We start from the raw sequence: 13,056 nt of genomic DNA, 5'->3' as shown, positions 1-13,056 counted from the left end.
GGCAGCAAGACCCCGGCGCTCACGCCGTCGTCATGCCGAAGCCGAGGCGCGCGCCGAGGCCCTGCGCCTGCGCCCCGGCGCCGGTGATGCACTGATCGTGGTTGATCCACAGTATGATTTCATGCCCGGCGGCGCGCTGGCGGTCGCCGGCGGTGACGAGATCGTGCCGGTGGTCAACCGGATCGGACGGCTGTTCACCGAGGTGGTGCTGACCCAGGACTGGCACCCGGCCGGCCATGCCTCCTTCGCCTCCAGCCATGCCGGCAAGGCGCCGTTCGAGACCACGGAGCTCGCCTATGGCAGCCAGGTGCTCTGGCCCGACCATTGCGTGCAGGGCACCCGGGGCGCGGCACTCCATGACGATCTGGATCTGCCCCATGCCCGGCTGATCGTCCGCAAGGGCGACGATGCCGCGGTCGACAGCTATTCGGCCTTCCTCGCTGCCGACCGGCGCAGCGCCACCGGGCTTGACGGCTATCTGCGGTCGCGCAGCGTCAAACGCGTCTTCGTCTGCGGCCTCGCCACCGATTTCTGCGTGGCCTGGACGGCGCTCGACGCCCGCGCCGCCGGTTTCGAGGTGGTGCTGGTGGAAGATGCCTGCCGCGCCATCGACACCGGCGGTTCGCTTGGCCGCGCACGCGCCGAGATGACGGCGGCGGGCGTACGCTTTGCGGGGGCCGACGATCTCTTCATCTGAACAATGTCCCGGCGGTGCCGGCGTCGGGGCATTGCGTCATTCAATAATGTTATGTTATATCGTATCAATATCAGGGCGACGGGGCTGCTTGACCGGTGACGGGCAGCTCCACTACTGTCGCCCGCGACGGTTCCCCGTTGGGGATCAAAAGGGAACGGGGTACAGGCGGTGATCCGCATCATGCCCCGGCTGCCCCCGCAACTGTAGACGGCGAGCCGGCCGTCAGCGACGCCACTGGTGGCCCCGGTACCGGGACTGCCGGGAAGGCGACGGACCGGCGATGACCCGTGAGCCAGGAGACCTGCCGTCATTCGTGGTCACGCGCGTGCCCATCGGTCGGGGTGTATCGATGGCGATCCGGAACGGCGTCCAGCCGCTTCGGGTCCGGCCTGCGGTGACGTGCCACGCAGGTGAGGCCCAAGATGTCCGCCACGCCCGGAGCTGCTGCCGCCGGTCCGCCCCCGCTCCCGTCACCGGCCCCGTGGGCCGATGCCGATGCCGCCTTCTTCGCCGATCAGCTTGCCCGATCGGACTATGCCCGCAATCTGGGTGATGCGCTGCGCGGCCTTTATGGCGGGCGCCCGCGCAGCCTGATCGATATCGGTGCCGGCTCCGGTCTGCTCGGCCAGGCGGTCATCGCCCGCGGCGGGCGATGGTGTGCGATCGAGCCCAATGCCCATATGCGCGGCCGGCTCGCCGGGGTCGCAGAGGCGCGCCCCGACCTCTCGATCGATATCCGCGACGGCGTCTGGCAGGATCTCACCCCCTTCGATCCGGCAGCCCCTGCCGATCTGGTGCTCTGCGCCAATATTCCGGGGCCGATCGGTGCGGCTCGCGCCCTGCATGCCCGGACCCGGCCGCTCGGCCGCAGGCTCGCCTGGATCGTGCCGGCCCAGGCGGGGCCGCGGAGCTGGTGTCTGGCGGGTTTCCTACCGACCCATCTTCATGGTGAGGACATCACCCCGGGCGACCGGCTGGCGCTCGATGAACTTGGAAGCGATCTGGCACCCGACATGGTGCATCTGGTGCCCTGGACGTTCCAGGCCCTCTTTCCCGATCGCGCCGCGGCCCGCGCCCATATGCTCGATCATCTCCACCGCCGCGGTCATGTGGTCGACGACCTGGAACGGCGGCTGGACCGCCATCTCGATCTCGCCCTCATGCCGGCAGAGGAAGGCGTCATCGCCCGCGCGCCCAAACTCTCCGCCGTTTTCGTCTGGCACGACTGACCGACGACGCGGCCAATCACAAGACCTCCAATCCGGATCATCAGCCCATGCGCTTCTCCCTTCTGCGCCGGCCCGCCTTCGGCGTGCTGGCCCTCTCGTGCTCCGTTGCCCTTCTTCCCGATATCGCCGACCCCAAGGCGGCCCGGGCCGAGGATGCCACCGAACTCGACCGGATGCTGATCACCGCCCAGGGGCGCGACGAGCCCCGCGCCCGTGCCGCCGGCACCGTGCAGGTGATCGACACCGCCACCATCCGCCGGTCGTCCGCCCGGTCGGTGACCGATCTGCTGGCCGAAAACGCGGTCGGCTTCTTCAGCGACTGGAGCCCGGGCCAGACCTCGTTCAACATCCGCGGCGGCGCGACCGACGGCCAGGGCCGCGACTGGCGCAGCCAGGTGACGGTGCTGATGAACGGCCGCCGCGCCGGCACCGCCAATCTCTCCAAGCTCTCACCCGACGATCTGGACCGGATCGAGATCATCCGGGGCCCGGCCTCGGTGATCTATGGCGCCCAGGCGATCGGCGGCGTGGTCAATCTGGTCACCCGCAGCGGTGCCACCGAGGATCCGGGCAGCGAAATCACCGCCCGTGCCGGATCCTTCGGCCTTGCCCGCGGCCATGCCGCCAATGCGGGCAGCACGGCCGGTTTCGACCACTACGTCGGCATCGGCGGCGGCGTTTCCGATGATTACCACACCCCCGAGGGGCAACTCGTCAACACGGCCTGGAAACGCGGCGGCGGGCTTGCGGCGCTTGGCTTCGAGAACGAGACGGTCGGGCGCATCGACCTGACGCTCCGCACCGACGGTGTCTACGACGCCGGCTTCCGCGGCTCGCAGTGGGATGTGGACAATGTTGACGACCGGCGCAACGCCTCGCTCGATCTTGCCTGGGACACGACATTCGGTGGCGGGCTCGGGCTTTCGGCCCAGGCCTATGCCGTGCGTGACGTCGACAGCTTTCATTGGGGATCGGAGCGGCAGCGGAACGGGACGGCCGGTTTTTCGGTTGATGACAACCGCCGCCAGCTCGACGTTCTGGGTCTGAAGCTGGCGCCGCGGCTGGCGGTGGGGGACGATACCGACCTGTTGTTTGGGATCGATGCCGAGACCGCGAAACTGCGCAGCGACCGCTTCCGCCAGTCGGTCTCGGGCGGGGCCACCTCTCAGGTGCCACCCTATGACATCAACCAGGATACCGAGGATTTCGGCGTCTATGGCGAGGGCGTGCACCGGGCCTTCGACGACGCGCTGACCCTGCGCGCCGGCGCCCGCTGGACCTATGGCCGGGTTTCGACCAGGGCCACCCCCAACCAGCCGCTGCTGGTGGAACGCACTGAAAGCTGGGACGATGTCACCTGGAGTGTCGGCGCCGCCTGGGCGGCCTGGCCGACGGTGACCCTCAGGGCCGGCGTCGCCACCGGCTTCCGCGCGCCGACCGGCACCGAGCTTGCGGCAGACTTCACCGCCGTCGGCGGCGGCCGCACCTTCGGCAACCCGAACCTCGATCCCGAACGCAGCCTGCAATACGAAATCGGCGCCGCCCATGCCGATGGGCCGCTGTTCCTGGATCTGGCGCTGTTCCAGAACACCATCACCGACCGGATCACCACCGTCACCACCGGGCCGGATGAGCGGACCTATGCCAATTCCGTGGGCGATGCGGTGATCCGCGGGCTGGAGCTGCAGGCGGCCTATGACATCGCCCGCCGCCTGGGCTGGGACGGCTGGACGCTGATCGCGCGCGGTTCGGGCGTGTGGAATTTCGAGATGCGCGACAAGGGGGCCGATGCGGCCCTCTCCGGCCCCTATACCGACAAGCTGCAGCGCATGCACGAAACCCAGGCGGCGCTCGGCATCACCACCGGCCAGCCCGGGGTGTGGAGCCTGACCACCACGGCTGTGTTCCGCGGCCCGCTCTATTACGATACCGAAGAAAGTCTGGTGGCAGGGGCGGAGCCCGACAGCCGCTATGTCCATCGCAAGGGATCGAGCTGGCTGATGAACCTGCGCGGCGACTGGTTCGTGACCGAGAAACTGACGCTGTTCGCCGGCGTCGACAACCTGTTCGACGTCAATGATCATCCGCTGTTCATCGCCACCGACACCGTGCCCTCGCTGGGCGATCCGGTGTCGTCGAATGGCGGCGGCACCGGCAACAGCCAGGCGGGGCGGGCGGCCTATGTCGGCCTGACCTATCGCTTCTGATGGCGCGGGTATTCGGTCTTCTGCTGATCCTGTTCACCTGCATCGCCGCGCTTCCTGCGGCGGCGGAAGAGGGCTGGCCGCGACAGGTGACCGATGCGCTCGGCCGCGCCGTGACGATTCCGGCGCCGCCACGCCGGATCGTCGCGATCTTCTCCAGCAATGTCGAAATGCTGGCTGCGATCGGCGCCGGGCCCGACATCGTGGCGATCGAGGCCTGGACGCGCTGGCCGCCGGATCTGGTCGCCCGCACCGCCCGCATCGGCGGCCGGCTGGGATTTTCGGTGGAGGCGATCGCGCGGCTCGATGCCGATCTGGTGGTGATGACCCCGGCGCGCCAGGCCGCGGCAGGGCTGGTCGATCCGTTGGGCCGGATCGGCATTCCGGCGCTGGTGCTGACCCATGACCGGCTGGACGACATCCTGGCCAATATCCGGCTGCTGGGACACGCCACCGGGCGTGAGGCGGCCGCGGCCGCGGTCGCCGACGCCATGGGCGCCCGGATCGCGCATCTCGGCGCATGCCTGAAGGGGCGGCCACCCGTGCCGGTCTATATGGAGACCGGCAGTGACGAGCGTGGCGCCGCCTTCACCATCCGCGACGCCACCTATACCGGCGACATCCTGCGCGCGGCGGGCGGTGTCAGCGTCTTCGCAGGCCGCGACCGGCTGGGGCGGGTGTCGGGAGAGGCGGTCGGGCGGGCCGACCCCGACAGGATCCTGATCGCGGGCCCGCCCGAGCGGGTGCCGGCCCTGATGCAGCGGCCGGGCTGGGACGGAATCCGCGCGGTGCGCGCCGGCCGGGTCGACGCGGTCACCCGCGCGCTGCTGCTGATCCCGGGGCCACGGGTGGTGGAGGGGGCGGAGATGCTGGCCCGGCTGCTTCATCCCGATGCCTTTGCCGCAGGCGGCGCCTGTCTCATGCCTGCGGAGGGTGATAAATGACGACGCAGAGGGCCTTCGCTGCCCTGATCGCCTTGCTGCTGGTCGCGATCCTGGCGGGGCTCTGGCTGGGGACCGAGCCGGCGCGGATCGCCGATCTGGCGGCGCTGCTGCGTGGCGAGGACAGCCCCTTCACCCGGCTGCTGCTGGCCTGGCGGCTGCCGCGGGTGCTGGCGGCAGTGGCGGTCGGGGCCTGTCTGGGGCTGGCGGGGGCGATCTTTCAGGGCGTGTTCCGCAACCCGCTGGCGGAGCCCTGGCTTCTGGGCACGGCCCCCGGTGCCGCCGTCGGTGCCGCGATCGCGCTCCTGGTGCCGCTGCCGGTGGCGCCCGGTCTGGCGCTGCCGGTGCTGGCCATCGCCGGCGCCTGGGGGGCCACCTGGGTGGTGATCGCGGCCGCACGCGCCGCCGGCATCGCCGACGTCACCGGCGTGCTGCTGGCCGGCGTGGCGGTTGCGGCCGCACTCGGTGCGGTGCGCGGGCTGATGCTGCTGGCGCTTTCCGACGACACGGTCAATCTGCAGGTGGTGATGAGCTGGACCATGGGCGGCATCCACACGCCCGACATGGCAGGGCTCGGCCTGCTCTGGCTGGCGACGCTCGGCGCCCTGATCCTCGCCCTCGTGCTCGCCCCCGGCCTCGACCGGCTGGGGCTGGGTGACGAGGCGGCCGGTGCCATGGGCCTGAATGTCCGCCGCTTCACCGAGCTTGCCGTGCTTGCCGGCGCCGCCATCACCGCGATCGCGGTGGGCTGGGGCGGGCTGGTGGGGTTCGTGGGGCTGATGGTGCCGCATCTGGCCCGCCGCCTGGTCGGCCCCACGCATCATCTGCTGCTGCCGGCCTCCGCCCTTGCCGGGGGGGCGCTGGTCGCGATCTTCGACGGCCTCGCCCGATCCCTGCTGCCGCCGGCCGATCTGCCGCTCGGTCTGTTGACGGCGCTGGCCGGGGCTCCGGTCTTTCTGCTGCTGCTTGGCCGGGCACGCGGAGGTGTGCGATGAGTGCGGCGGGCCTCGCCCTCGACCATGTGACGCTCCGCCTGGGCGGGCGGGTGGTGCTGGATGATCTGTCGTTCGATGTCCGGCCGGGGGAACTGCTGGCTCTGGTCGGGCCGAACGGCTCGGGCAAGACCACGGCGCTGCGCACGCTCACCGGCGCGCTCATACCCGATGCCGGCCGGGCGCTGATCGACGGGCGGCCGGTGGCCGGGCTCGGCCGGCGGGGCGTGGCGGCCAGGATCGCCCATCTGCCCCAGGGCTTCCGCAGCCACTGGAACCTGACGGTGCGCGATCTGGTCCGGCTGGGGGCTGCGCGCGGGGCAGGGTGGTGGCAGGCCGGGCGCCCGGCGGCGCCGGATCCCGCCCTCGATCTGGGGGAGCTGCTGGACCGGCGGCTGGATGATCTCTCGGGTGGTGAGCGGGCGCGAGCGGCGGTCGCCTGGGCACTGGCCGCGCCGGCCGGTGCCCTGCTTGCCGACGAGCCGGCGGCGGCGCTCGACATTGGTCACGCTCTGTCATTGATGCAGCTGTTCGAGGGGCTGCGCGGCGCCATGACCGTGGTCGTGGTGCTGCATGATCTGGGGCTGGCCCTGGCCCATGCCGACCGGGTGGCGGTGCTGGCGAAGGGGCGGCTGCTGGCGCTGGACACGTCCCAGGCGGTGCTGCAGAACGGGGCGATCGAGGCCGCTTTCGGCATCCGGCCGATCCCGGCGCCGGTCGCTGCGGGTGCCTGGCCGGTGGCCGTGCGTGCCGGGCCCGAAACCCGCGGAAATCCGGGCGATTCTCTTTGACATCCGGGGGGAGCGCCTGTATTCAGTGCCGATCCTCTACTGCGGTCTACCCCGTTACCGAACGGTTCGCTCTCAAATGACCAAGCGTATCCAGGCCAAGCACAAGATCAGCCGGCGGCTCGGCGTGAATCTCTGGGGCACGGCCAAGAGCCCGGTGAATGCACGTTCGTATGGCCCCGGCCAGCACGGTCAGCGTCGCCGCAAGCCTTCCGACTACGGTCTGCAGCTCGCTGCCAAGCAGCAGCTGAAGGGTTACTACGGCAACCTGACCGAGAAGCAGTTCCGTCGCGTCGTCGACGAGGCCACCCGTCGCAAGGGTGAGTCGACCGAGAACCTGATCGGTCTGCTCGAAAGCCGTCTCGACGCCGTCGTCTATCGTGCGAACTTCGTCGCGACGGTCTTCGCCGCGCGTCAGTTCATCAATCATGGCCATGTCGCGGTCAACGGCCGCCGCGTGACCATCCCCTCCTACCGCCTGAAGCCGGGTGACGTCGTGAGCGTGCGCGAGAAGTCGCGTCAGCTCACCTTCGTGCTCGAGGCTACCCAGCGCCGCGAGCGTGAAGTGCCGGAGTACATCGACGTCGACTTCGACAAGCTGACCGCGACCTATAATCGCATGCCGCAGCTGGCCGAAGTTCCCTATCCGGTCCAGATGGATCCGAAGCAGATCATCGAGTACTACTCGCGCTGATCCTGCCGGGTCCGGAGAGCTTTCGGGTTCTCAGGCACCAGATACAAGACACCCCGCCGGGCGACCGGCGGGGTGTCTTGTTTTGCAGTGACGGAGCCGGCGGCGGTTACGGCAGGCAGAGCACCGCGGCGCCGACCGAGGGGATGGCGGCCGAGAGCAGGCCCAGCGCGGCGATGGCGAGGCCCGCGGCCGTACGCAGGCCGGGCAGGGCGGCGGAGCGGCGCAGCCCGGCAAAGCCAAGGGCCGTGGCGGCGACGGCCGGCACGGTGCCGAGGCCGAACCCCGCCATCACCGAAAGCCCGCCTTCGGGGCTGCCGGTCATCATGGCGTAGAACAGCGCACCATAGACCATGCCGCAGGGCACGCAGCCCCAGGCGACGCCTGAGACGAAGGCCCCGCCGGGGCCGGCCGCGATACCGCCGCCTATGCCGGCCGGGCGCAGCACCCGGGCGATGCCGGCGGTGAGCGGCATGGCCAGGCGATCGAGGCGGGCGAGGGAGGGCACCAGCCCGGCCACCGACAGACCGACCCAGACCAGGGTGGCGGCACCGATCAGCCGGGCGATTTCATAGCCGCCGGCACGGTCGAGGCCGGCATAGACCGAGGTGCCGATCGCCCCCACCACCAGACCGGCGGTGGCATAGGCCAGCACCCGGCCGGCATGGGCGGCAGCCAGCGCCTTGATGCGGCCGCGCGTGCCGCCCTCGCCGTCGAAAGAGAACATCAGCCCGGCGGCGATGCTGCCGCACATGCCCGCGCAATGCAGACTGCCGGCGAAACCCATCAGGGCGCCGCCGGCAAAGGTGAGTTCGGACACCGCCATGATAGGGCTCTCCGCGGGGGCGGGCGGGGTCAGTGCTGGGCGTCGGCGGAGGACGGCACCTCGGGTTCGTCGCTGCCGTCGACCGCGACCAGCATCATGGTGGCGATCATCACCGGCACCGCGATCAGGGCGGCGTAGAGCGCCACGCCCATGCCCAGCAGCACGCAGCCGATCACCAGCGCCAGCAGAAGATTGGCGAGCAGCAGCGGCAGGCCGCGCTCCGAGACCATGCCCTTCAGGAAGCTGACGGCACCGGTCTTCGCCCGGCGGCCCATCCGGCCCGCAACAGCAAGATCCGGCAGGGTCGGCAGGGGGGCGGGCTGGACGCCGGTGGTGCCGGCCCGGGCATGGGCCGCGCGGGCCAGCGCCGCCGGCAGGCCGATGATCAGCCAGACCAGGCTGGTGACGAACAGGCCGGGTAGGGCGATGGCGATGCCGCCGATCCGGCCCGCGGTGTACATCGCGCGCCCGGCAATCGCGAAGGCACCGAGACCGCCGCGGCCGGCGATCATGATGATCCGCGGCAGCAGCGACACGATCAGGGCGCCCAGCCCGGCAACGACGGCCACTTCGGCTCCGGCGACCATGCCGCCGATCGCCGCGGCGGCGATGATGGCGACGATCAGGGGCCACACGGCCGGTCGGCCACCCGAGATGCCGCCGGCAGGAGAGGTCGTCATGGACATGGCAGAAACTCCGGAAGATGTCGGACGTCGATCGGTTCGACGATCAAGGGGAGAGAGAAGCGGGCAAGGGGAGAGCAGAAGCGGGCAAGGGGAGAGATAGCCGGTCAGCGGATCACCGGCAATTCGACGAGACGTCGCACCCCCTCATCCCCCTGCGTGACCTTCAGGCGGATGAACCAGTTGCCGCCATTGGGGAAGTCGAGCGTGCCGACCAGCCTGTCGGACCCGGCGGGGGTGAAGCTGACGGGCAGGAGCTGCGGGATCCGGCCGGTATGCTCCGCCTCGCCCTGGACGACCACATCATCGAGCGGCTGCCCGCCGGCATCGGTCACCTGGACCACCAGCCGGCCGGTGCGGGGGGCATCGCCCGGCTCGAAGACGGCATCCACCTGCCAGCCGAGGGCGGCTTCGGTCTCGCGCTCTTTCAGCACCCGGTCGTATTCGATGCCGGTGGCATAGGGATCTTCGGTGACCAGGCCGGTGAAGCTGTCATAGGCCAGCGTCACGAAACCGGCCTGGACCGAACCCAGCACCAGGAAGAAGCCCACGATCGCCCGCGGGATCCAGCGATCCGACGGCCGGGGCGGCGGGTCCGAGGGGACGGTGTACCGTCGTGAGCCGTGGCGGGGGGACGTCATCTCTCCGGCTCCCAGAAGCGGGTGTCGACCCGGGCGAGTTCCGCGCCCGTCGCCGTGTCGTGGAAGACCAGCACGATCGGGTGCGGCCCGGCCGGGGGCAGGGCCTCGCCACGCAGCGGCGGCTGGATCACCAGCAGCCGGTTCGCGGCGCTGCGCTGGCCACCCACCGTCATCTCCGCCGCATCGCCACCGTCGCCGCTGGTGAAGCGGAGCGTCGCCTCGGGCATGCCCTCGACCGAGGCGGTCACCCCATCCAGCCGGGGCAGGCGGTGCGACAGGCGGACGGTGTAGTCGTTACGCACGCTGCCATCCGACAGCAGCACATAGCGCGGCGTGTTCTGCGGCTCGACATCGACCTGGACGTCGGTGATGTTCGCCACGCCGAAGCTGACCGCCGCCAGCGCCACGATCATCGCGCCGCCGAAGATCATCGCCTTGGGCCGGAAGAAGCCGATGCGGGCCGGCGGGGCCATCGGTGTCGGGTCGGCCTCTTCGGCATCGAACCGGATCAGCCCGGTCGGCCGGTCGATCTTCGTCATCACCTCATCGCAGGCATCGATGCACAGCCCGCAACCGATGCAGCCCATCTGCAACCCGTCGCGGATGTCGATGCCGGTGGGGCAGACCTGAACACAGCGGCCGCAATCGATGCAGTCGCCGCGGCCGGCCGGTGTCGCGGCCATGGTCGCGTCGGGCGCCAGGCCGACCGATCCGTCGGCGGCAAAGGCGAAGGCTTGCGGCGTATCGGTCGCGGGCGCGGGCAAGGGCGTCGCCAGCAGCTCGGGACGCAGCGCCACCCGCTTGCGGGCGCGCGGCTCGCCGCGGGTCCGGCGATAGGTCACGACCAGGCTGTCGCGGTCGAGCAGGGCGGCCTGAAACCGCGGCCAGGGGCACATGTGCAGGCAGACCCGCTCTCGCGCATGGGCGCCCAGCACATAGGTGAACAGCGCGATCAGGAAGACCGCGCCATAGACGGCGCCGGGCAGGCCGCCGCCCAGGAAACGGCCGGCCAGGCCCGGGGCGTCGACGAACCACTGGGCGAAGCCCAGGCCGGTCAGGATGGCGACGGCGGCGCTCATGGCGCCGGTCAGCGGCCCGATCGCGGCTTCGTTGCCCTTCGCGATCCGGTGCGCCAGCCGGCGCACGCCGCCGAAGATGTCGGTCCAGACCGTCTGCGGGCAGGAAAATCCGCACCAGACCCGGCCCGACAGGCTGGTGGCATAGAACAGGCCGAAGGCGCCGGCGACCATCAGCCCCACCGCGATCGGCAGATCCTGCGGCCAGAGTTCCAGGCCGAAGGCGAACAGCCGCCGGCCGGGCAGGTCGAACAACACCGCCTGATCGGGCAGGCCGGGCCCGCGATCCCAGCGGATCCACGGCACCAGGAACAGAATGCCCAGGAAGACCACGGTCAGCCGGGTCTTCAGGCGGCGGAAATGGCCGCGCACCGGCTGGGGCAGATGGGGTTTGCGCCGCGGCCGGCGGGCGGCCGGGGCTGCACGCCCCGGCCGGTCCGTTGCGGCCGCGGCATCGGTGGCGGCCACCGATGCATGCGTGATGCCGGATCCTGCGGTCATTTCTCGCCACCCCCGAGCGTGTGGACATAGACCGCGATCATCCGCACGGTCGATTCGTCCAGCCGGTCGCCGAAGGCCGGCATCACGCCCATGCGCGGATTGGCGATCTGCCGCTCGATCGCCTCCTGGCTGCTGCCATAGAGCCAGATCGCGTCGTTCAGCCGTGGCGCACCGAAATCACGGCCGCCCTGGCCCTCGGCCCCGTGGCACGAGGCGCAGTTGGCCGCGAACAGGGGGGCACCCGGCATGGCGCTGCGCGTGGCATCCGCGGCCGGATCCGACAGGGCCTTCACATAGGCGGCCGTCTGGCTGATCTGCTCGGGCGTCAGGATCTGGCCGAAAACCGGCATCAGCGACTGGCGTGTGTCGGGATGGGCCGACCGGATGCCGTAGAGGATGGTCTGGCGGATGTCGGCGATCCTGCCGCCCCAGATCCAGTCGTCGTCGACCAGGGCCGGGAACTGGCCGATCTGGCCGCCGGCACCCACGCCATGGCAGGCGGCACAGTTCTCGTTGAAGGCCGCCTGGCCGCCGGTGGTGGCAAAGCGGCGGAGCGCGTCGTCGGCCTCGATCTCCTCAAGCGGGGTTTCGACCAGGGCGTTGCGCATGGGGGCCTGGGCCGCGCGGGCGGCCACCACCTCCTTGCGCAGCTCTTCGGTGCTGCTGTATTTCAGCGCGCCCTCGTAATAGCGCTCGGTCGACGCGAAGGACGGGTAGAGCACCATGTAGAGCAGGGCGACCGCGATCGAGATCAGGAAGACGCCGACCCACCAGCCCGGGATCGGGGTCGACAGCTCTTTGATGCCGTCCCATTCATGGCCGGTGGTGTAGCGGCCGGTCAGATCATCACGTTCAGGCGCGGCCATCGTCTTCGTCCTTGATCAGGAAGGGGATGTTGGCATGCGCCTTCATCTGCTCACGCGATGAAGGCCGGAAGGTACGCAGCAGGATCAGCGCGAACAGCACGACCGCCGCGACCAGCCAGTACTTGTAGACAAGGGCACTCAGCGCATCGATCACTGTCCGCCCTCCACTTTCGAGCCGGCGATGCCGGCACCGATGCCGCTTTCCAGCCGGACATCGGTGAAGTCGACCATGGTGCCCAGCACCTGCAGATAGGCGACCAGCGCATCCATTTCGGTGATCCGGTCGGGCTGGCCGTCATAGTCGCCGACCTTCGCGCCCGGATAGCGGCGCTGCATCTCTTCCGGATCGGTGCCATTTGCCTGGGCGGTGAGATCGGCTTCGGCGCGGGCGATCATCTCCTGGCTGTAGGGAACACCCACGGCCCGCAGCGCGCGCAGATGTTCCGAGACCTCCGAGACGTCCAGGTCGCGGTCCAGCAGAGCGGCGTAAGAGGGCATGATCGAGACCGGCACGACGCTGCGCGGATCGACCAGATGCGCCACCTGCCATTCATTGGAGTATTTGAGACCGACCCGGGCGAGATCGGGGCCGGTGCGCTTCGACCCCCAGAGGAAGGGATGGTCGTACATGCTTTCGGCCGCGATCGAGTAATGGCCGTAGCGCTCCACCTCGTCGCGGAACGGCCGGATCATCTGGCTGTGGCAGGTATAGCAGCCCTCGCGGGTGTAGATGTTGCGACCCATCTGCTCCAGCGGCGTATAGGGGCGGACCCCTTCGACCGGCTTGACCGTGCTTTCCACCTTGAACAGCGGCACGATTTCGACCAGGCCGCCGATCGAGATGACCATCAGCGTCAGGATGAACAGCAGCGAGGTGCTGCGTTCGATGCGGGCGTGATTGAAACGGGGCATGTCTCCGAC

General features: G+C 70.1%; 14 protein-coding genes and 1 riboswitch. Of the genes, 7 read left to right on the top strand and 7 right to left on the bottom strand.

The features are described 5' to 3' along the window. Positions 1–67: 67 nt before the first annotated feature. The 7 genes from pncA (at position 68) to rpsD (ending at position 7,545) form a co-directional block, all read left to right on the top strand. Positions 68–697 (top strand): bifunctional nicotinamidase/pyrazinamidase, encoded by a 630-nt coding sequence (gene pncA / locus TMO_RS32190; RefSeq protein WP_041606115.1) that lies wholly within the window; start codon positions 68–70, stop codon positions 695–697. A gap of 110 nt (positions 698–807) precedes the next feature. Next, positions 808–1,021: riboswitch (cobalamin riboswitch) on the top strand. 98 nt (positions 1,022–1,119) lie between these two features. Then, positions 1,120–1,926: a type 11 methyltransferase gene (locus tag TMO_RS29420; RefSeq protein ID WP_014745807.1), complete on the top strand. Its 807-nt coding sequence runs from the start codon at positions 1,120–1,122 to the stop codon at positions 1,924–1,926. Positions 1,927–1,973: 47 nt separating this feature from the next. Then, complete coding sequence (locus TMO_RS11530; RefSeq protein WP_014745806.1) at positions 1,974–4,133, top strand: TonB-dependent receptor; 2,160 nt, start codon at positions 1,974–1,976, stop codon at positions 4,131–4,133. Continuing rightward, on the top strand, positions 4,133–5,074 hold the full coding sequence (locus TMO_RS11525) for an ABC transporter substrate-binding protein (RefSeq protein WP_014745805.1): 942 nt from the start codon (positions 4,133–4,135) through the stop codon (positions 5,072–5,074). Before TMO_RS11530 ends, TMO_RS11525 begins: the two co-directional genes overlap by 1 nt. Beyond that, positions 5,071–6,066, top strand: coding sequence for a FecCD family ABC transporter permease (locus TMO_RS11520; RefSeq protein ID WP_014745804.1), 996 nt, complete (start codon positions 5,071–5,073; stop codon positions 6,064–6,066). Before TMO_RS11525 ends, TMO_RS11520 begins: the two co-directional genes overlap by 4 nt. After that, a complete protein-coding gene (locus tag TMO_RS11515) occupies positions 6,063–6,854 on the top strand; it encodes an ABC transporter ATP-binding protein (protein ID WP_014745803.1) in 792 nt (263 codons plus the stop codon). The genes TMO_RS11520 and TMO_RS11515 overlap by 4 nt, the downstream gene beginning before the upstream one ends. A gap of 76 nt (positions 6,855–6,930) precedes the next feature. Then, the gene (gene rpsD, locus TMO_RS11510; protein WP_014745802.1) at positions 6,931–7,545 is read left to right on the top strand and encodes a 30S ribosomal protein S4; all 615 of its coding nucleotides are present in this window, start codon (positions 6,931–6,933) and stop codon (positions 7,543–7,545) included. Between the two features lie 106 nt (positions 7,546–7,651). Here rpsD and TMO_RS11505 read toward each other — a convergent pair whose 3' ends face one another. From TMO_RS11505 to ccoO, 7 genes are all read right to left on the bottom strand, one after another. Further along, positions 7,652–8,368: a sulfite exporter TauE/SafE family protein gene (locus tag TMO_RS11505; RefSeq protein ID WP_014745801.1), complete on the bottom strand. Its 717-nt coding sequence runs from the start codon at positions 8,366–8,368 to the stop codon at positions 7,652–7,654. Positions 8,369–8,397: 29 nt separating this feature from the next. Then, positions 8,398–9,054, bottom strand: a complete 657-nt coding sequence (locus TMO_RS11500) for a hypothetical protein (RefSeq protein ID WP_014745800.1) — start codon at positions 9,052–9,054, stop codon at positions 8,398–8,400. A gap of 104 nt (positions 9,055–9,158) precedes the next feature. Then, positions 9,159–9,692 carry a FixH family protein gene (locus TMO_RS29415; protein ID WP_081598882.1) on the bottom strand — a complete coding sequence of 178 codons (534 nt, stop codon included), beginning with the start codon at positions 9,690–9,692 and terminating at the stop codon, positions 9,159–9,161. Beyond that, on the bottom strand, positions 9,689–11,269 hold the full coding sequence (locus TMO_RS11490) for a 4Fe-4S dicluster domain-containing protein (protein ID WP_014745798.1): 1,581 nt from the start codon (positions 11,267–11,269) through the stop codon (positions 9,689–9,691). The genes TMO_RS29415 and TMO_RS11490 overlap by 4 nt, the downstream gene beginning before the upstream one ends. Further along, the gene (gene ccoP, locus TMO_RS11485; protein WP_014745797.1) at positions 11,266–12,135 is read right to left on the bottom strand and encodes a cytochrome-c oxidase, cbb3-type subunit III; all 870 of its coding nucleotides are present in this window, start codon (positions 12,133–12,135) and stop codon (positions 11,266–11,268) included. Before ccoP ends, TMO_RS11490 begins: the two co-directional genes overlap by 4 nt. Continuing rightward, positions 12,122–12,289, bottom strand: coding sequence for a cbb3-type cytochrome c oxidase subunit 3 (locus tag TMO_RS30405; RefSeq protein WP_014745796.1), 168 nt, complete (start codon positions 12,287–12,289; stop codon positions 12,122–12,124). Before TMO_RS30405 ends, ccoP begins: the two co-directional genes overlap by 14 nt. Continuing rightward, on the bottom strand, positions 12,286–13,047 hold the full coding sequence (gene ccoO / locus TMO_RS11480; protein ID WP_014745795.1) for a cytochrome-c oxidase, cbb3-type subunit II: 762 nt from the start codon (positions 13,045–13,047) through the stop codon (positions 12,286–12,288). Before ccoO ends, TMO_RS30405 begins: the two co-directional genes overlap by 4 nt. Between the last annotated feature and the right edge of the window lie 9 nt (positions 13,048–13,056).

The organism is Tistrella mobilis KA081020-065 (assembly GCF_000264455.2).
Lineage (GTDB): Bacteria > Pseudomonadota > Alphaproteobacteria > Tistrellales > Tistrellaceae > Tistrella > Tistrella mobilis.
The sequence above is the reverse complement of the archived record's forward strand: the minus strand, read 5'-3'. Positions and strand labels throughout refer to the sequence as shown.